Below are 17,028 nucleotides of genomic sequence, written 5' to 3'. Positions count from 1 at the left end.
GCAGTGGGCCGCATGAGGAACTTGTACGCACGGATCATCCGGCCCACCCCCCTTCGGCTGTCGTGATCAACATAGTGCAGGCCACTGACAACGCAACGAACTCCGGCGCTTCGCGCCTCCGGACCGAGGATGCGTTTCCCTCCCCGGCTGAAGCCGGGGAGACCCACGCAAGATCACGGATGGATTGGCTCGCAATGGCCACCGGGCAGAAGGAGAACCACGCCGAGCACATCGCCGACCTGGACAAGAAGATTGAGGGTCAGGACAACGCGATCGCGGCCATGTTGATCGTGGCCGCGAAGGGCGGCCAGTCCCCCGAGGCCATCGCCAAGGCCACCCAGGCTTTGGAAGATGAGCGAGCGGAACTGGTCAAGCTCCGCACGGAGGCTGTGGCTTGGCAGCAGGAGAGCGAGCTTGCCCAGCAGCGGGCCCACGATCTCCAGGCCCTTGCCGAAGTGGCCCGCACTCGCATGCGGGAGATGACTCCGCAGGAGAAGGCCGAGGTCTGCGATTTGCTGGACCTCAAGGTCACGTTGACCGGCGGGGTTCCGAAGAAGGTTCGGGCAGACGACACGCTGACAGCGTGGTTCCGGCAGCGCAGCCGCTGCGTTCCGGTCCTGGACGACGCGGCATGGGACATCGTTCGCCCCCTCTTCGAGGGCGCCGACGTCCGCAACCGGCGGGACCGGCTGCCGCACCGCACGGTGCTGGAGGCGGTACTCCTCAAGGCCCGTACGGGCATGGCCTGGAAGGAGCTTCCGGAGGAGTACGGCAAGACCACGGGCCTGACGACCCGCTATCAGCGGTGGATGGCCTCCGGCCTCTTCGAGAGGGCTATGGACGCGCTCTCGGAGCGCGAGAGCGCTCCGCTGCCAGCCCTGTACCCGCTGCCTCCGCTGCTGGTAGAGGGCAAGATCGACCCGCGGCTACTCGTACGAGTTCCGGCGGCATCTCAGGAGATGGTCCCGAGCGCACGGGTGATGTCCCAGGGGAACTCGTACGTGGCCGTGAGCCGGTAGATCTCCAGGAAGTCCCGCTCCGGATCGAGCCGCCTGATCTCCTTCAGCCGGTCGTATCGCTTCACCGCGTTGCCCCAGTTCCTCGGTCGAAGGTCAAACTCTATGCGGAAGGGGAAGACCGTAAGTATGTACGACCGCACCACGCGTGCACGGCTCCCCGGAAGGCAGTCCCCATGATCGACATGCTCAGCAGTCTGCGGAAGGCAGTGTCACCCGGCCGGAAGGGTGAACGGCCCGCGCCGCCGCGCGAGGAACGGCAGCGCAAACAGCACAATCTGTTCGACGCGGCCGCCACCTATGTCTCGGCTTGCGTGGACGACGACCACGACCGGATGGACGAAGCGAGCGGCTGGGTGTCACCCGAGGCGCTCTCCTTCGGGGTGAACGAACTGGCCTGCCGGGCGGTCACCGCGCTGGCGCGGGAGACCGGCCAATCGCCGCAGACCGTGGCCCGTACGCTGCTCGGTCTCCCCGCCGACTGAACCGCGCCGTCTGCTCGCCGACGGCGCGGTGGGTCCTTCCTTGTCAGGGCCTCGACGGCCGCGTTACCCACTGGTTAAGGTGCGCCGACGGAAGACGACGAAGGACGAGGAGGGTGCTGTGGCCGGGACGGACGACACAGTCGCCGACGAGGACGCACTGTATGTGCTGACCGCGGTGCTGCTGACACCCGCGCAGTTCCCGAGCGTGCTCGGGGACGACTACCCGGCGGCCTGCACGGCACTCGGCCTCGAACCGTACGCCGAGGGCTACGGGCTGGTCCTCGGGCAGGACGACGGCGGGGCCCGGTGGACCGTCGTCGTGGATGACGTGTCCCTGGTTGCCGTCGCGATCGCCTCCTGGGACTGCGGTATGGAGTACGACCTCTCCCCCGACGACCGTTCGGTGGTCTGCGCGCTCCCTGGCTGGCCACTGGCGCTGGCGGTTGCCACGCCGGGGGTGCCGGCGCCGCACGATCCGCTGCCGGACCCGGAGGCCGAGGGAACCGATCTGCCGCCGCTGAGCCCTCCCGACACAGAGTCATGGGGGCCTCCGCAGCGGCGGCTGGGCGCCGACGAGATCGCGTTGCAGTGGGCGGCGTGGCGCGAGCAGATCGACGACGCCACGGCGTTCGCGGGTCCGGACGCCGCGGGCAGTGCCGATACCGATGAAGAGCGCCCGGCCGGCGTCGCCGTGTCCGCCGGCGTCCATCCCGGTGTCCGTCGCGCGCTGGCAGAAGCTCATGCGTACGTGGACAGCCCGCCGCCGATCGGACGTATCCGCTCCTCGTTCGCCCCCGGTGACGCCCGCACGCTGCGAGCCGACGGCCCCGGCTGGTCCCTGGTCGCCCGGACCGACGACATCGCGTTCATCCTGCTGGACGAGGAACCCGGCGAGGTCCTGCCGGTCGGCCGCGGGGCGGAGCTGCCCGGTCTGCTGAAGGCACTCGACGCGCTCGCCGTGCGACCGGCCTGAGTCCCGGCGCCCACGCCACGGCCGCCGAGGCCGACGGCGCTCGCAGCGCCTGCTCCGTCACGGCCTGCGCCGCCGAGTCGCGAGCCGGCCTGTGGTTGAGCCGGGGGCTCCGTCGGCCGCTACACACGCTCCAGCCGGCGGTGCGGTTCGGCGGGCAGTTCGACCGTGACCGGGTCGCCGGGCCGGACCACCCCGCCGGTCCTGACGATGCTCATGATCCCGGCCTTGCGCACGATGTTGCCCGCCTCGTCACGGCCGACGACCTGCTTGAGCAGCCCTTCCTGAAAGGTGTCGATCTGCCGGCACGGGTTGCGCAGGCCGGTGACCTCGACGACGGCCTCGCCGCCGAGGTGCAGCAGCGTGCCTACAGGCAGCTCGAGGAGATCGACGCCACGCGTGGTGACGTTCTCCCCGAGGTCACCAGGGGCGACCTCGAAGCCCTCTGCACGCAGCTCGTCGAAGAGTTCCTCGTGGATGAGATGAACCTGGCGCAGATTCGGCTGGGTGGGGTCCTGTGCGACGCGGGAACGGTGTTTCACCGTGACCCCCGCATGAACATCTCCCTCCACTCCGAGTCCGGTCAGCAGGGTGAGGGACTGGCGGTTCGGCTTGGTGAATGAGTAAACCCCGCTACTGCTCACCACGGTGACGGTCCCGCTCATCTATGAAGAACCCCTTTCAGCGGCCTATTTCCTTACGGGTGATCCTACGGAGCCTGCGCCGCTGGGAGGGATCCAGCATCAGGTAGGCCACCGTCGGCACTCCGATCAGCACCAGCAGCGACAGCCAGAATCCGATGAACGGCATCAGGATGACTGCCGCGACAACTCCCCCGATGGCAATCTTTGCGCTGTTCGACATCGTCCACGCCTCCTACGCGGCTCACGCCGCTCCTGCTGTGAGAACGCCTGTGGGTGCCCATCGGTTCCGGCCCACAGCGGCGGGCCTCCCGCCAGGTCACCGCAGCGGTTCGCCGACCTCGTGCATGTGCTGCAGCGCCTGTCGATAGGACTCGATGAGTCCAGTCTCCGCGTACGGCATGCCGAGCGCCTCGCAGTGGGCGCGCACCAGGGGCTGCGCCCGGCGCAGATGGGGGCGGGGCATGCTCGGGAAGAGGTGGTGCTCGATCTGGTAGTTGAGCCCGCCGAGGAACCAGTCGGTGAGGGCGGCGCCGCGCACGTTGCGCGAGGTGAGGACCTGCCGCTGGAGATGCCCCCAACGGTCGCCGTCGGGATCGGGCATCTCCATGCCCTTGTGGTTCGGCGCGAAGGCCATGCCCAGGTGGAGCCCGAAGAGTGCATGGTGCACGAGTGCGAAGACGACGGCCTTGCCGGGAGACATGACGGTGAGGAGCAGCGTCGCGTACAGCGCGAGGTGAGTGACGAGGAGGGCTGCCGGGAGGGCCCGCTCACGGGCCGGCTGCTGCCGCAGGTACTGGAAGCCGGAGATCTTGAGGGCGATGCCTTCGAGGAGCAGCATCGGGAAGAACAGCCGGGCCTGGTTACGGGTCAGCCAGCGGGCGAAGCCCTGGCGCTGGGCCGCCTGCTTCTGGGTCCAGACGAGGGCGCCGACGCCGACGTCCGGGTCCTTGTCGATGTGGTTGGGGTTGGCGTGGTGGCGTACGTGTTTGTCGTTCCACCAGGCCTCGTTCATGCCGAGGAGCAGATTGGCGTGGATCAGGCCGATGATCCGGCTCGCCTTTCGGTCCCCGGTGATCTGGGCGTGTCCGGCGTCGTGGCCAAGGAACGCGGTGCGGGCCCAGAACAGCGCCAGGGGCAGGGCGAGCAGCAGGGTCCACCAGGTGTTGCCGAGGAGGGCCAGGCCGGTCGTCACGGCGCCCAGGGCGAGGAGGTTGACCGCGATGCGTGCCGCGTACCAACCGGTGCGCTGCTTCAGGAGTCCGTGTGCCTTGACGGCCCGCAGGAGAGGCGCGAAGTCGCTCCCGGAAGCTCCGGCGCCGCGCTCGAATCCCGCCGGTGCGGCAGTTCCGGTGCCTGGGGCGTCTCGCACTCCGTTGGCACTGCCCGCACTGCGGGCGCGGCCGCGGGTGCGGTCCACGACGGTGACTACGGCCTCGGGCATGGCTTCTCCGGTCTCTGGGTGGCTAGCAACCTGCTCTGACCTGTTGAAACGTACGGGCGGAGGCCACACGCCAACCATGGCGCCACCACCCGGGATTCCGGGGGGCAGCCCCCTCCCCACAGGGGGGTGCTGGCTACACCCGACAGCCCACAGGCCTCCGTGGAAGTGACATGGATCACAGCGATCGGGCTCCCGCACAACGCTGCCGTGGAGTACCCTCGGCGATCTTGGCATCCACTAGTCAAATTTGAGGAATCCGACATCGCCGTGCACAGGCTTCCCGCGCCGTCCCCCGCCGAGATCTCCGCGCTTTCCCGCTGCTCCGTCGTCTTCCTGCCCTCGGACCCCGCCCGCACCGGCCGGGTCGCCTTCTGCCATCCAGACGGCAGCAGCCCGCCCGACGCCCCGGGGACGGTCGGGGAACTGACCGTCGTCGGGGCCGATGCCCGCCCATACCGTGTTCCGGCTCTGCTGCTGCCCGTACGCGACTCCCTGCCCGTTCTGACCCGCGCGCGGGCAGCCACGCACTCCCATCCGGCGGCGGCGTTCTGGGGCGCTGCCGCACTCCTCGCCCTCCAACTCGCCGCCCGCGGACTGCTGCTGCCGGGGCTGAGCGCGACGGACCACGACGCCTGGCGGACCGGCCCCCTGGCTGCCACCGATCTCGACCGGATCCGTGACCTCGCGGCTTCGATGCCTCCCACCGCCCATGCGGTGCCGCTCGACGAGGACGCCGAGCCTGTGCTGCTGCCGGAGCCGGAGCGGCTGCTGCGCGCATTCCTGGACGCGGTCGCGGACGGCCTGCCGCGCACGCCCGCAGCGGTGTTCGCCACCGGCAGCCCGGCGTTCGCCGTCGACACGCCGCAGCGGCTGCCGGACCGTCGCGGCTGGGCCGCTGATGTCGCGGCCGGGCACGACGCGGGAGTGCGGCTCTCGCTGCGTATCGAGCTCACCGGTCCTCCCAGGGTGCACGACGAGGACACCGAGCCGGGTGCCGGGCCGTCGTTCCGTGCGGTCCTGCAGATCCACAGCGTCAGCGATCCGACGCTGGTCGCCGACGCCGCCGACGTCTGGGCGGGCAACGCACCGACCGCGGCGGTGTTCGGCCCTCGGGCCCGGATGGACGCCCTCCTCGCGCTGCGTCGCGCCGCCCGCGCCTGGCCGCCGCTGGCCCCGCTTCTGTCGGCCGCCGTACCGGATTCCGTCGATCCGGCCGACGAAGAGATCACCGAACTGCTCGGCCCTGCCGCACGGGCGCTCGCCGCGACCGGGGTCCAGGTGCACTGGCCCAAGGAGCTCACCCGTACTCTCACCGCACGCGCGGTGATCGGCCCGCCGGACGACGAGAACGGCGGCGACGGCGAATCCCGCAACGGGAGGTCCGCGTCGGACGTCCCGTCGTTCCTGTCCGCCGACGCGCTGCTGGCGTTCAACTGGCGGTTCGCACTCGGCGACCAGAAGCTGAGCCGCGCCGAACTGGACCGCCTGGCCGAGGCCAGCAGGCCGATCGTCCGGCTACGCGACCAGTGGGTACTCATCGACCCCGAGGAGGCGCGACGCACCCGCGAGGCGCAGGACCGCAAGGTCACCCCGATCGACGCGCTCGGCGCCGCACTGACCGGTTCCACCGAGGTAGACGGCCGCAGGGTCGACGTACAGGCGACCGGCTGGCTCGCCCGGCTGCGGTCCAGGCTCGCCGAACCCGAGTCGGGCGAGCGGCAGACGATCGGTCAGCCGACCGCACTCGCCGCGACGTTGCGGGACTATCAGCTGCGCGGTCTGAACTGGCTGCACACCATGACCTCGCTGGGCCTCGGCGGCTGTCTGGCCGACGACATGGGTCTGGGCAAGACCATCACGCTCATCGCCCTGCATCTGCACCGGCAGAGCCTCGACGAGGCGGCCGGACCGACCCTGGTGATCTGCCCGGCCTCGCTGATGGGCAACTGGCAACGGGAGATCGAGAAGTTCGCCCCCGGCACGCCGGTGCGGCGCTTCCACGGCGCGTCCCGCAGCCTGGAGGGCCTGGTGGACGGCGAGTTCGTGCTCACCACGTACGGCACGATGCGGCTCGACGCGGCGAGGCTCGCCGAGGCCGGATGGTCCATGGTGGTCGCCGACGAGGCACAGCACGTCAAGAACCCGTACTCGGCGACCGCGAAGCAGCTGCGGACCATCGGTGCGCGAGCCCGGGTGGCACTCACCGGCACCCCGGTGGAGAACAACCTCTCCGAACTGTGGGCGATCCTCGACTGGACGACGCCCGGGCTGCTGGGCCGCCTCGGCACGTTCCGTACCCGGTACGCGCGGGCCGTGGAGGACGGCAGCGACCCGGCGGCGGCCGAACGGCTCGCCGCGCTGGTCCGGCCATTCCTGCTGCGGCGGCGCAAGTCCGATCCGGGCATCGCTCCGGAACTGCCACCGAAGACGGAGACGGACCGTGCGGTGTCACTGACGGCGGAACAGACCGGTCTGTACGAGGCGGTGGTACGGGAGACCCTGGCCGAGATCTCCGGCGCGGACGGGTTCGCCCGGCGCGGCCTGGTAGTGAAACTGCTGACGGCGCTGAAACAGATCTGCAACCACCCGGCGCAGTACCTCAAGGAGGAGCGGCCGAGGATCGCCGACCGTTCGGGAAAGCTGGAGCTCCTGGACGAACTGCTCGACACGATCCTGGCGGAGGATGCGAGCGTGCTGGTGTTCACCCAGTACGTACAGATGGCACGGCTGCTCGAACAGCATCTGGCGGCGCGCGGGGTGCGTACTCAGTTCCTGCACGGCGGCACGCCGATCGCCGAACGCGAGGCCATGGTGGACCGGTTCCAGGCCGGCGAAGCCCCCGTCTTCCTGCTGTCTCTGAAAGCGGCGGGCACAGGGCTCAACCTCACCCGGGCCGGCCATGTCGTGCACTTCGACCGCTGGTGGAACCCGGCGGTGGAAGCACAGGCCACCGACCGCGCATACCGCATCGGGCAGACCCAGCCGGTACAGGTGCACCGCCTGATCACCGAGGGAACGATCGAGGACCGGATCGCCGACATGCTGGCCCGCAAACAGGGCCTCGCGGATGCGGTACTCGGTTCCGGCGAGGCGGCGCTGACAGAACTGACCGACGCCGAACTGGCGGATCTGGTGGAGTTGCGAGGGGGCGCGCGATGAATGACGGCTACGAGAACGACGCATACAGGATCGACGGGCACGAATCAGACGACATCGCCGATGAGGAGTCGGCACCCGAACAGGAACGAACCTTCGCCGCCCTACCGCCGGCGCGAGGCCGCGGTTTCGCCGAGTCCTGGTGGGGCCGGGCATGGCTGAAGGCCCTGGAGGACACGGCGTTGGACGGCAATCAGGTCAAGCAGGGGCGCCGGTTCGCCCGCGAGGGGCGGGTCGGCGCGGTCTCCGTACAGCCCGGTCGGATCACCGCGGTCGTCCAGGACTGGGACTCGACCGCGTACCGCAGCGATGTGCTGCTTCAGCAGCTGAGCGAGGAGGAGTGGGACCGGCTCCTGGACATGGCCGCCGACCGGGCCGGGCACATCGCCGCACTGCTCGACCGGGAGATGCCACCGCATCTGGTGGAGGACGCGGCGGCGGCCGGAGTCGATCTGCTGCCGGGCATCGGAGACCTGGAGCCTGAGTGCACGTGCGAGGCATGGGACCACTGTCCGCACTCCGCCGCCCTCTGCTACCAGGTCGCGCGGCTGCTGGACCAGGACCCGTTCGTACTCCTGCTCATGCGCGGGCGCGGTGAACGGCGGCTGCTCGACGATCTCCAGGTGCGGATCGCGGTCCGTGCCGCGGAACGGGAACCCGCGCAGTCCTCCGCCGCGGAGGATCGTCGAGTGCGCGGCGTACGGGCGGACGAGACGTTTGCCGCGCGGGACATCCTGCCGCCACTGCCCGCTCCCCCGCCGCTGCCCGCGGAGCCCGGTCCCGCCCCGTCGCTGCGCACGGAGACCGAACCGGAGCCCGGTCTCGACCCGGCGGCACTGGAGGTCCTGGTGACGGACAGTGCGGTACGCGCCTACCGGATGCTGGCGGACGCCCTTGCGCCGGGCCACGAACAGCAGCCGGTGCAGCACGAGTTGACGCCTGGACAGGACGCGGTACGGCTGGTCGTCGACGCCCGTCCCGAGCCGGGGATCGTGACACGACTGAGCACCGGATCGGGGCGGCAGCGGGCCGAACTCGACGCGGCGGTGCGAGCCTGGGGTTACGGCGGGGCGGCCGCGCTCGCAGTGCTCGACGAGGAATGGGCCCCCGATCCGGAGTCCCTCGCCAGGGCCCGTGCCCGGCTCGCCGAGGCGTGGGAGGACGGCGAGCGCCCGCAGTTGCGGGCGGCGGGCAACCGCTGGACCGTTACGGGTGACGGCGTACAGCTTCGGTACGGACGGGACGGGCGCTGGTGGCCGTACCGCAAGGAACGTGGTCGCTGGAACCCGGCGGGCCCGGCGGGCGACGATCCGGCGGCGGTGCTGGCGGGCGCGCTCGGCGACGGTCAAATTCTGGCGGGCGGGTCAGTGACCTAGGGCGTGTGTCGGAAGTCCCGCCGTCCGCCCGAAGGGTGGGCCCGGCGGCGTCTGGTGCGTGCGATCGCAAGGCGGAGGGTCGTCCTCGTACTGGACGTACTTGGACGACCCCGACAACGCGGCGAGCGTGCGTGCCAGGCGTCGCCGGGCAGGCGGGACTTCCGACACACGCCCTAGTCGTGATCGGACGCCGCCGTGTCGCCGGCCCGCTGGTTCTTCGGCCCGGGGATCGGGTACTTGATCGGGCGTCTGCGTAGTGGCGGCGGAGGAGGAGACGCCGACGCCCACGCAGCGGTTGCTGACCATTGTGCGGGCGGTCAGGCGGTCGTCCTGCGTGCGTACACCTCGATCTCGAACTCCATACAGGGGTCGGCGAGGCCACACCTTGCCGCACCGCGTCGGGCGTACCGGGCTCGGCGACAACGGAATCGAGACATCGCTGACGGCTGTCGAGTCGTCGCGCCCTCTGCACGGCTGACCTGCCTTCCTCACACCCCGAACCCCCAACTTCCGCTCCTTCTAACGATTTTCACCCTCCTACCGTCTTCCACCACTCGGGCGGCACCCGTACGGTAGGGCGCGCGAGACGCTCGGCCGTACATCGGACTACGCATTCCGGTCAGCGGACCAGAGGGGGTCACGGGGTGTCGGGGGAATCGGGTTCGGGGCTGTTGCGCGACGCCGTAGGGCTGCGCGAAGTTCTTTTCCAGAGCATCACGGCGATGGCGCCCGCCGCCGCCATCGCCGCATCCATACCTTCGGGAGCCGCGTTCGCCGGCGGTAGTCTGCCGCTGTCCGTGCTGGTGGCCCTGGTGGCCTGTCTGTTCACCGCGTCGTGTGTCGCGGAGCTGGCCCGCCATCTGCCCGCGGCCGGTTCGGTCGCCACATACTCCGCGCAGGGCCTGCATCCAACGGTCGGCTTCCTCGTCGGCTGGGGCTATGCCTTCGTCGAGGCGCTGGTGCCGCCACTGCTGTTGCTGCAGCTCGGCTTCACCACGGCGGGCACGCTGCACCAGGAGTGGTCGTCCTACCCGGCGGACCTGTGGTGGCCGTGGTCGCTGCTGGGTGCGGTGATCATCGCACTCGCCGGCTACTTCGGGGTACGGGCATCCGCCCGATTCGGCACCGTCCTCGGCATCTTCGAGGTGCTGGTCTTCGTCGCATTCGCGGTGCTGCTGATCGGGAAAGCCGGTTCGGACAACACTCTGTCGGTTTTCGGTACGTCGCACACCGCGGACGGCTTCGACGGGATCAGCGGGATCTTCGCCGGCTCGGTCTACACCGTGCTGGCGTTCGCGGGCTTCGAGGCGGCGGCGCCGCTCGCCGAGGAGACGAAGAACCCGCGGCACACCATGCGACGAGCAGTACTCGGCGCCGCGCTGTCGATCGGCCTGGTGTACATCCTCACGACATACGCCATGTCCGTGTACTTCGGGCCCGACCGGTTCGCCGGGTTCGGCTCCTCGGGGGCGGCGTCATGGGAAGGAGTGGCACGTGCTTCGTTCGGGCTGTTCTGGGTCCTGCTCTTTCTCGCCGTTGTCAACTCGACCGTGGCCAATGCCAATGCGTGCGCGAACGTGTCGACGCGCACGGCCTTCGCGCTCGGCCGTATCGGCGTCTTCCCACAGGCGTTCGCGCGGCTCCATCCGCGCCGCCGCTCGCCCGTCACCGGTGTGGCCGTGCAGTTCGTGATCGCGGTCGGCGCGGCCCTCGGGCTCGGCTTCGGCTATGACCCGGTGACTGCGTTCGTCCTCCTGGCAACGGTCATCGTCACCGTGATCATCGGCGTGTACATCGTCGTCAACCTGGCCTGCGCCGGGTACTTCCTGCGCCGCCGTCGCGAGGCGTTCAACCCCGTACTTCATCTTCTCTTCCCAGTACTGGGCATCGCGGCGTTCATACCGGCGCTGCTGACAGCCGCCGGGATCCCGGCCTTCGACTTCGTCTCGGAGCTCAGCGCCCCCGTCTCATACGCCGGCCCGGTCGTCGGTGTCTGGATACTCACCGGCGTCGTTGTACTGGTGGTGCTGGTACGCAGACATCCGGAGCGGGTGGCCCAGACCGGACGGATCCATCTGGACGAGGTCCCGGAGGCCGTCGTCGACATCGGAACAGGAGCAGAACAGCGATGAGCGACCCGCGGATCCTGACCGTGCGCCCCAAGGAGGGCGAGTACGCCTGGACCTTCGGCGGTGTGGCGCCGGTGGCCCGGGTCGAGCCCGGCACCTTCCTCGATGTGTACACGGAGGACTGCTTCGCGGGCCGGGTGCGCTCGGAGAAGGACCTGGTCTCCGCCGTCTGCGAGTTCCCGTTCCTCAACCCGCAGACCGGTCCTTTCCATGTGGTGGGGGCGGAGCCGGGCGACACCGTCGCGGTGCATTTCGTGTCGATCGAACCGGCCAGGGACTGGGCGGCGTCCACGACCGTGCCGCTGTTCGGGGCCCTGACCTCCACGCATACGACGGCATCGTTGCAGGCCCCGCTGCCGGAGGTGGTGTGGATGTGGCAGCTGGACCGGGACCGCCGCACCTGCCTGTTCAGCGCCCGGGACAGCGACATCCAGGTCGAGCTGCCGATGGATCCGATGCACGGCACGGTCGGGGTGGCTCCGGCCAATCTGGAGGTACGGTCCGCGCTGGTTCCCGACGCGCACGGCGGGAACATGGACACGCCCGAGATGCGAGCCGGGGTCACCTGCTATCTGGGCGTCAATGTCGAGGGCGCGCTGCTGAGTCTGGGCGACGGACACGCCCGCCAGGGCGAGGGCGAGACCTGTGGGGTCGCAGTGGAGTGCGCGATGAACACCGTGGTCCTGGTCGAGCTGCTGAAGGGAGTGGCGACGCCATGGCCGCGGATCGAGTCGGACACCCATCTCATCTCGACCGGTTCGGCTCGCCCTCTCGAAGATGCCTTCCGCATCTCGCAGTTGGACCTGGTGCAGTGGCTGGCACGCGACTACCGGCTTTCCGAGCTCGACGCGTACCAACTGGTCAGCCAGGCCGGCGAAGCACCGCTGGCGAACGTATGCGACACCAACTACACCTGCGTGGCGAAGATTCGCAAGGAGTGGCTGCCCGCGGGCGACACTCATCGTGGACTGCACCGGCACCTCCGTGAGACCGCTACCCTGCTCCCCACCCCTGACTCCGCACCCCGTACACCGCCTCCCCACCCCCTCCCCCCACAGGAGCGTTGATGCACCGCAGAAGGATTCTCCAGGGCGCCGCGGCGACCACCGCGGCGGCACTGCTTCCGGCTTCCACCCGCGCCATGGCTTCAGCTGCGGCGGGCAGCACCGACTACCCGCTCGCGCACTGGACGCCCGCGTCCACGTCGAACTACACGAAGTCGACGCGCCCTTCGGCCTATCCGGTGCAATACGTGATCATCCATGTCACGCAGGAGATGTTCTCGGACACGATCGGCATCTTCCAGAATCCGGCGAAGCAGGTCTCCGCGCACTATGTGGTGCGTTCGGGGGACGGGTACGTCGCACAGTGCGTACGGGAGCAGAACATCGCCTGGCATGCCGGCAATTGGGACTACAACACCCGTAGCGTCGGCATCGAGCACGAGGGCTGGGTCGACCAGCCGGCGTACTTCACCAACGCCCTGTACGAGCAGTCCGCCCTGCTGACCGCGTCGGTGTGCGACCGCTACGGCATCCCCAAGGACCGCGCGCACATTCTCGGTCACGCCCAGGTCCCGGGCACCGACCACACGGATCCCGGCCCCAACTGGGACTGGGTGCGCTACATCCGCCTCGTCAACCTCTACAGCACCGGCTGACCGCACGGCGGGTCCGATTACTCTCCGCACCGAGGTTGTCGCACAGCCCGGCTGCGACGACGATGAGGGGGCACGAGTCCCCCGGACGGGAGAGTGAGTTGACGGACCCCTGGGTGGCGCTGACCACCGACACGAACCCCGGCGAACGGCTCGGGGAACTGCGCCACGCACACGAGGTGTTCACCACCGCGGGACGGCTGGAACGCCCGGTACGCACCGTGGTCGGCGAGTCGTGGCGGCGCTCCGCGCGGGCTCGCGTCAGCCCGGACGGTGCGGCGCGGGTCGAGCTGGACCCTGACGAACTCGGACCGTACCGGGAGGGCCATCCCCTCGCCCGCGCCATGCCGGTGATCCGTGAACTGATGGGTGCGTACGCGACGGACGGCGAGCATCTCCTCGCGGTGTGTGACGCGCACGGCCGACTGCTCTGGGTCGAAGGGCACGCGACGACCCGCCGACGCGCCGGCCGGATGAATTTCGTGGAAGGTGCCTGCTGGTCCGAGTCCGTGGCCGGGACGAACGCGCCGGGGACTGCGATCGCCGTGGACCGTCCGGTCCAGGTATTCGCCGCCGAGCACTTCCTTCGCCCGGTCCAGCAGTGGACCTGCGCCGCGGCGCCATTGCACGACCCGCACACGGGACGGGTGCTGGGCGCCGTCGACATCACCGGCGGCAACCGGCTCGCCCATCCGCACAGCCTGGCCTTCGTCCAGGCGGTGGCGCGCGCCGCCGAGTCCCAGCTCGCCCTGCTCGCACCCGAACCAACCGCGGAGTCCGTACAGCTGAGCGCGCTCGGCCGGGACGAGGCCCTGCTCGTCGCGGGCGGCCGCAAGATCCGGCTCAGCAGGCGTCACAGCGAGATCCTGGTGGCACTCGCCCGTCACCCGGAGGGCCTCGGAGGCGACGAACTGCTCGTCGAGCTGTACGAGGACGAGTCGGTGACCCCGGTGACGCTGCGGGCCGAACTCTCCCGGTTGCGAAGGCTGGTCGGCCCCGAACTGCTGCTTTCCCGCCCCTACCGGTTCGCCGCTCCGGTCGACGCCGACTTCGACGGCGTGGCGCGCAGACTGGCGTCCGGTGCCTTGGCGGCGGCGCTCAGCGCGTATGCGGGGCCGCTGCTGCCCGGCTCGCAGGCACCGTCCGTCGTCCGGCTGCGGCGCCGTCTCGACGATCAACTGCGGTCCTCGCTGATCGCGCGCGGCGATCCGGGACTACTGGCGGACTGGGCGTACAGCCCCTGGGGCGAGGACGACCTGCCGGTGTGGCAGGCGCTCGCCGCGGCGGCACCTCCCGGGCAGCGGCCGGCGCTGCAGGCAAGGGCCCGCACGCTCGACGCCGAACAGCGCTGACACCTCTGCTGTCCGACGCAACAAGGTTGCAACGTTCCCGTCCCTAGCCTCGCAGCGAGGGCCGTCCAACGCCGGGCGGCACCGAATCCGGGAGGCCACAGAGATGACCCGTTACGCTGCGCCGGGCACCGAGGACGCCATCGTCTCGTACGAGTCCCGCTACGACCACTGGATCGGCGGCGCGTACGTCCCGCCGGCCCTCGGCCAGTACTTCGAGAACCCGAGCCCCGTCAACGGGCGCCCGTTCACCGAGGTCGCCCGCGGCACCGCCGAGGACGTCGAACGCGCCCTGGACGCGGCCCACGCCGCCGCCCCTGCCTGGGGCGCCACCGCAGCCGGTGATCGCGCCTCGGTCCTCAACCGGATCGCGGACCGGATGGAGGCGCACCTGGAGGAGCTGGCGGTCGCCGAGAGCTGGGACAACGGCAAGCCGGTACGGGAAACCCTGGCCGCCGACATCCCGCTCGCGATCGACCACTTCCGTTACTTCGCGGGCGCGTTGCGCGCCCAGGAGGGCTCACTCAGCCAGATCGACGACGACACCGTCGCGTATCACTTCCACGAGCCGCTCGGCGTGGTCGCCCAGATCATCCCGTGGAACTTCCCGATCCTGATGGCGACGTGGAAACTCGCCCCGGCGCTCGCCGCGGGCAACGCGGTGGTCCTCAAGCCTGCGGAGCAGACCCCGGCCTCGATTCATGTGTGGCTGAGCCTGGTCGCCGATCTGCTGCCGCCGGGTGTCGTCAACATCGTCAACGGCTTCGGCGCGGAGGCGGGCAAGCCTCTCGCATCCAGCCCGCGCGTCGCAAAGATCGCCTTCACCGGCGAGACCACGACGGGGCGGCTGATCATGCAGTACGCCTCCGAGAACATCAAGCCGGTGACGCTGGAACTGGGCGGCAAGTCCCCGAACATCTTCTTCGACGACGTCTGGTCGGCCGACGACGACTTCCGCGACAAGGCCCTCGAAGGGTTCACCATGTTCGCCCTGAACCAGGGTGAGGTCTGCACCTGTCCGTCGCGGGCGCTGATCCAGCGCGGGCACTACAGCGAGTTCCTGGAGGCGGGCATCGCCCGCACCGAGAAGATCGTGGCCGGCCACCCGCTGGACACGGACACGATGATCGGCGCCCAGGCCTCCAACGACCAGCTGCAGAAAATCCTTTCGTACCTGGACGTCGGCCAGCAGGAGGGCGCGAAGGTCCTCTCGGGCGGACAGCGGATGGAGTACGACGGAGAACTGGCGGGCGGCTACTACGTCCAGCCAACGATCTTCGAGGGCGACAACCGGATGCGGGTCTTCCAGGAGGAGATCTTCGGCCCGGTCGTCGCCGTGACCTCCTTCTCGGACTTCGACGACGCGATCAGAACCGCGAACGACACGCTGTACGGGCTCGGGGCGGGCGTCTGGACCCGGGACATCAACACCGCGTACCGGGCGGGCCGGTCGATCCAGGCGGGCCGGGTCTGGACGAACTGCTACCACGCGTACCCGGCTCACGCAGCCTTCGGCGGTTACAAGCAGTCCGGTATCGGCAGGGAGAACCACAAGATGATGCTTGAGCACTATCAGCAGACGAAGAATCTTCTGGTGTCGTACTCGCCGAAGAAGCTGGGCTTCTTCTAGACGCACGAGAAAAGGCGCCTGACCTGGGCTTTCACCCGTCAGGCGCCTTTCACTCAGCCCGCTCTCGATCGAGCCCGGCTTGCGTGCTAACTCCCATTTCCTCCCACTGCTGTACCCCTCCCGACCAGTGCTTCCGGACCAGTCACGGACCAAACCTCCAGTTCAGCCCTCGGGTGCGTCACCTTGATTGACGCGCTGCCACTCGTTCATGGACTGCTCGATGAGGCGGTTCGCCTGCTCTCGAAGGCCGTCGAGGAACTTGGCGCAGTGGCGAAAGAGAACCTCGATGCTCTGACCGGCGCGGCGGGCGCATTCGGCCGGGTCCACTCCGGAGTAGAGCCAGAACGAGATCCCGGCGTACCGGAGATCGTAAGGTCGCTTGGCCAGGCAAGAAGTCCGCTCGGTACGAGTCAGGGCGTGCTCCCGGGCCCGCGCCCACGTCGTTCAGAACCGCGATGTGGTCCGCGGCCGTGTTGGCTCCGGCATTCCCGGGCCGCAGCCGCCCGGACATGCCCTCGCCTTCCATCCTCTGGTGTGTTTCCTGGCCAACACCCCAACGGCTTCACCCGCACCGAACCGGCGTATACCCGAACGGTCGACAACGACCCCGTTCTCGCGGGGCACTTCGCCTATCCCCTGCCGTTCTACGAGCGGCTCCACGCGCGCCGCATGACCGTCCCCACGACATGAGGCGTGGTGCGCCCCCGCCTTCGCTACGGCGGCGATCCCGCCATGACCGAGCATCCTGGCCTCCGCCCCGAACAACAGCCGACGCTGACGCTCGTCCAAATGCGGCGTCACCGCCTCCAACTTCACCCGCAACGGGCCGATCAACTCATCAAAACGCCCAATACCACATCAACGATCCGAAGACTCGGAAGCAACCCGTAGAAAATCGACAGGCCCTTAGTGGAGGATTGCGGTACTAAGTCGCTCGGGTGGCTAACGACCTTGGGAGCGATTGAGGTCGGGCATGTTCGCCTGACGGGTCGGTTGGTGGGTGATCAGCAGGCGGCCTGCCGGGCGAGCACGAGTTCGGTGCCGGGCTTGCGTCGCGTGGGCCTGCGGGCGGAGCGGTCAGAGACCAGTCCGACGATGGCGAGGTGGGTCTCCGTGTAGGTCTCGCGGCGGCCGGTGAACCGCTGCAGGGGCCGCCACTGCTTGTACTCGGCGTT

General features: G+C 69.4%; 15 protein-coding genes and 1 pseudogene. 11 read left to right on the top strand and 5 right to left on the bottom strand.

Going from position 1 to position 17,028, the window contains the following annotated elements:
• Positions 1-179 precede the first annotated feature (179 nt).
• Positions 180-1,019, top strand: coding sequence for a transposase (locus ACNPQM_RS40540; RefSeq protein ID WP_418087895.1), 840 nt, complete (start codon positions 180-182; stop codon positions 1,017-1,019).
• Here the strand turns inward: ACNPQM_RS40540 and ACNPQM_RS40535 are convergent.
• A pseudogene (locus ACNPQM_RS40535) lies at positions 968-1,084 on the bottom strand (DUF2236 domain-containing protein); the annotation flags it as partial. The gene ACNPQM_RS40540 and the pseudogene ACNPQM_RS40535 sit on opposite strands and share 52 nt — an antisense overlap.
• 108 nt (positions 1,085-1,192) lie before the next feature.
• Here ACNPQM_RS40535 and ACNPQM_RS40530 point away from each other — a divergent pair.
• Together ACNPQM_RS40530 and ACNPQM_RS40525 are read left to right on the top strand one after the other, a co-directional pair.
• Entirely contained in the window at positions 1,193-1,501 is a 309-nt protein-coding gene (locus ACNPQM_RS40530) for a hypothetical protein (RefSeq protein ID WP_418087894.1), read from the top strand.
• Positions 1,502-1,619: 118 nt separating this feature from the next.
• Positions 1,620-2,474, top strand: coding sequence for a hypothetical protein (locus ACNPQM_RS40525; protein WP_418087896.1), 855 nt, complete (start codon positions 1,620-1,622; stop codon positions 2,472-2,474).
• A 119-nt stretch (positions 2,475-2,593) separates the two neighbouring features.
• On the opposite strand, the gene ACNPQM_RS40520 is transcribed toward ACNPQM_RS40525, so the two are convergent.
• The 3 genes from ACNPQM_RS40520 to ACNPQM_RS40510 all read right to left on the bottom strand — a co-directional run bounded on the left by ACNPQM_RS40520 (position 2,594) and on the right by ACNPQM_RS40510 (position 4,556).
• Entirely contained in the window at positions 2,594-3,136 is a 543-nt protein-coding gene (locus tag ACNPQM_RS40520; protein WP_358861954.1) for an MOSC domain-containing protein, read from the bottom strand.
• Positions 3,137-3,152: 16 nt separating this feature from the next.
• Positions 3,153-3,335: a hypothetical protein gene (locus ACNPQM_RS40515; RefSeq protein ID WP_266977895.1), complete on the bottom strand. Its 183-nt coding sequence runs from the start codon at positions 3,333-3,335 to the stop codon at positions 3,153-3,155.
• Between the two features lie 96 nt (positions 3,336-3,431).
• The gene (locus ACNPQM_RS40510) at positions 3,432-4,556 is read right to left on the bottom strand and encodes an acyl-CoA desaturase (RefSeq protein ID WP_418087893.1); all 1,125 of its coding nucleotides are present in this window, start codon (positions 4,554-4,556) and stop codon (positions 3,432-3,434) included.
• A 267-nt stretch (positions 4,557-4,823) separates the two neighbouring features.
• Between ACNPQM_RS40510 and ACNPQM_RS40505 the strand changes: the two genes are divergently transcribed.
• From ACNPQM_RS40505 to ACNPQM_RS40475, 7 genes are all read left to right on the top strand, one after another.
• A complete protein-coding gene (locus ACNPQM_RS40505) occupies positions 4,824-7,715 on the top strand; it encodes a DEAD/DEAH box helicase (RefSeq protein WP_418087892.1) in 2,892 nt (963 codons plus the stop codon).
• Positions 7,712-9,088 carry an SWF or SNF family helicase gene (locus ACNPQM_RS40500; RefSeq protein ID WP_418087891.1) on the top strand — a complete coding sequence of 459 codons (1,377 nt, stop codon included), beginning with the start codon at positions 7,712-7,714 and terminating at the stop codon, positions 9,086-9,088. Before ACNPQM_RS40505 ends, ACNPQM_RS40500 begins: the two co-directional genes overlap by 4 nt.
• A 644-nt stretch (positions 9,089-9,732) precedes the next feature.
• The gene (locus tag ACNPQM_RS40495; protein WP_418087890.1) at positions 9,733-11,220 is read left to right on the top strand and encodes an APC family permease; all 1,488 of its coding nucleotides are present in this window, start codon (positions 9,733-9,735) and stop codon (positions 11,218-11,220) included.
• A complete protein-coding gene (locus ACNPQM_RS40490) occupies positions 11,217-12,284 on the top strand; it encodes an acetamidase/formamidase family protein (protein WP_418087889.1) in 1,068 nt (355 codons plus the stop codon). Before ACNPQM_RS40495 ends, ACNPQM_RS40490 begins: the two co-directional genes overlap by 4 nt.
• Positions 12,284-12,877 (top strand): N-acetylmuramoyl-L-alanine amidase, encoded by a 594-nt coding sequence (locus ACNPQM_RS40485; protein WP_418087888.1) that lies wholly within the window; start codon positions 12,284-12,286, stop codon positions 12,875-12,877. The genes ACNPQM_RS40490 and ACNPQM_RS40485 overlap by 1 nt, the downstream gene beginning before the upstream one ends.
• Before the next feature lie 98 nt (positions 12,878-12,975).
• Positions 12,976-14,226 carry a GAF domain-containing protein gene (locus ACNPQM_RS40480; RefSeq protein ID WP_418087887.1) on the top strand — a complete coding sequence of 417 codons (1,251 nt, stop codon included), beginning with the start codon at positions 12,976-12,978 and terminating at the stop codon, positions 14,224-14,226.
• 103 nt (positions 14,227-14,329) lie between these two features.
• Positions 14,330-15,853: an aldehyde dehydrogenase family protein gene (locus tag ACNPQM_RS40475; protein ID WP_418087886.1), complete on the top strand. Its 1,524-nt coding sequence runs from the start codon at positions 14,330-14,332 to the stop codon at positions 15,851-15,853.
• A gap of 162 nt (positions 15,854-16,015) precedes the next feature.
• Here the strand turns inward: ACNPQM_RS40475 and ACNPQM_RS40470 are convergent, their stop codons facing one another.
• Positions 16,016-16,180 (bottom strand): integrase, encoded by a 165-nt coding sequence (locus tag ACNPQM_RS40470; RefSeq protein WP_418087885.1) that lies wholly within the window; start codon positions 16,178-16,180, stop codon positions 16,016-16,018.
• A gap of 207 nt (positions 16,181-16,387) precedes the next feature.
• Here ACNPQM_RS40470 and ACNPQM_RS40465 point away from each other — a divergent pair, with 207 nt between their 5' ends.
• Positions 16,388-16,543, top strand: a complete 156-nt coding sequence (locus ACNPQM_RS40465) for a hypothetical protein (protein WP_418087884.1) — start codon at positions 16,388-16,390, stop codon at positions 16,541-16,543.
• Positions 16,544-17,028 lie beyond the last annotated feature (485 nt).

The sequence above is a fragment of the Streptomyces sp. NPDC056231 genome (assembly GCF_048270745.1).
Lineage (GTDB): Bacteria > Actinomycetota > Actinomycetes > Streptomycetales > Streptomycetaceae > Streptomyces.
Note: the sequence above shows the minus strand (reverse complement) of the source record. Positions and strands in the feature narration are given on the sequence as shown.

Coding starts and splice junctions, on each gene's coding strand:
- ACNPQM_RS40540 (WP_418087895.1), top strand. CDS start 180: ATGGATTGGCTCGCAATGGCCACCGGGCAGAAGGAGAACCACGCCGAG.
- ACNPQM_RS40530 (WP_418087894.1), top strand. CDS start 1,193: ATGATCGACATGCTCAGCAGTCTGCGGAAGGCAGTGTCACCCGGCCGG.
- ACNPQM_RS40520 (WP_358861954.1), bottom strand. CDS start 3,136: ATGAGCGGGACCGTCACCGTGGTGAGCAGTAGCGGGGTTTACTCATTC.
- ACNPQM_RS40515 (WP_266977895.1), bottom strand. CDS start 3,335: ATGTCGAACAGCGCAAAGATTGCCATCGGGGGAGTTGTCGCGGCAGTC.
- ACNPQM_RS40510 (WP_418087893.1), bottom strand. CDS start 4,556: ATGCCCGAGGCCGTAGTCACCGTCGTGGACCGCACCCGCGGCCGCGCC.
- ACNPQM_RS40500 (WP_418087891.1), top strand. CDS start 7,712: ATGAATGACGGCTACGAGAACGACGCATACAGGATCGACGGGCACGAA.
- ACNPQM_RS40490 (WP_418087889.1), top strand. CDS start 11,217: ATGAGCGACCCGCGGATCCTGACCGTGCGCCCCAAGGAGGGCGAGTAC.
- ACNPQM_RS40485 (WP_418087888.1), top strand. CDS start 12,284: ATGCACCGCAGAAGGATTCTCCAGGGCGCCGCGGCGACCACCGCGGCG.
- ACNPQM_RS40475 (WP_418087886.1), top strand. CDS start 14,330: ATGACCCGTTACGCTGCGCCGGGCACCGAGGACGCCATCGTCTCGTAC.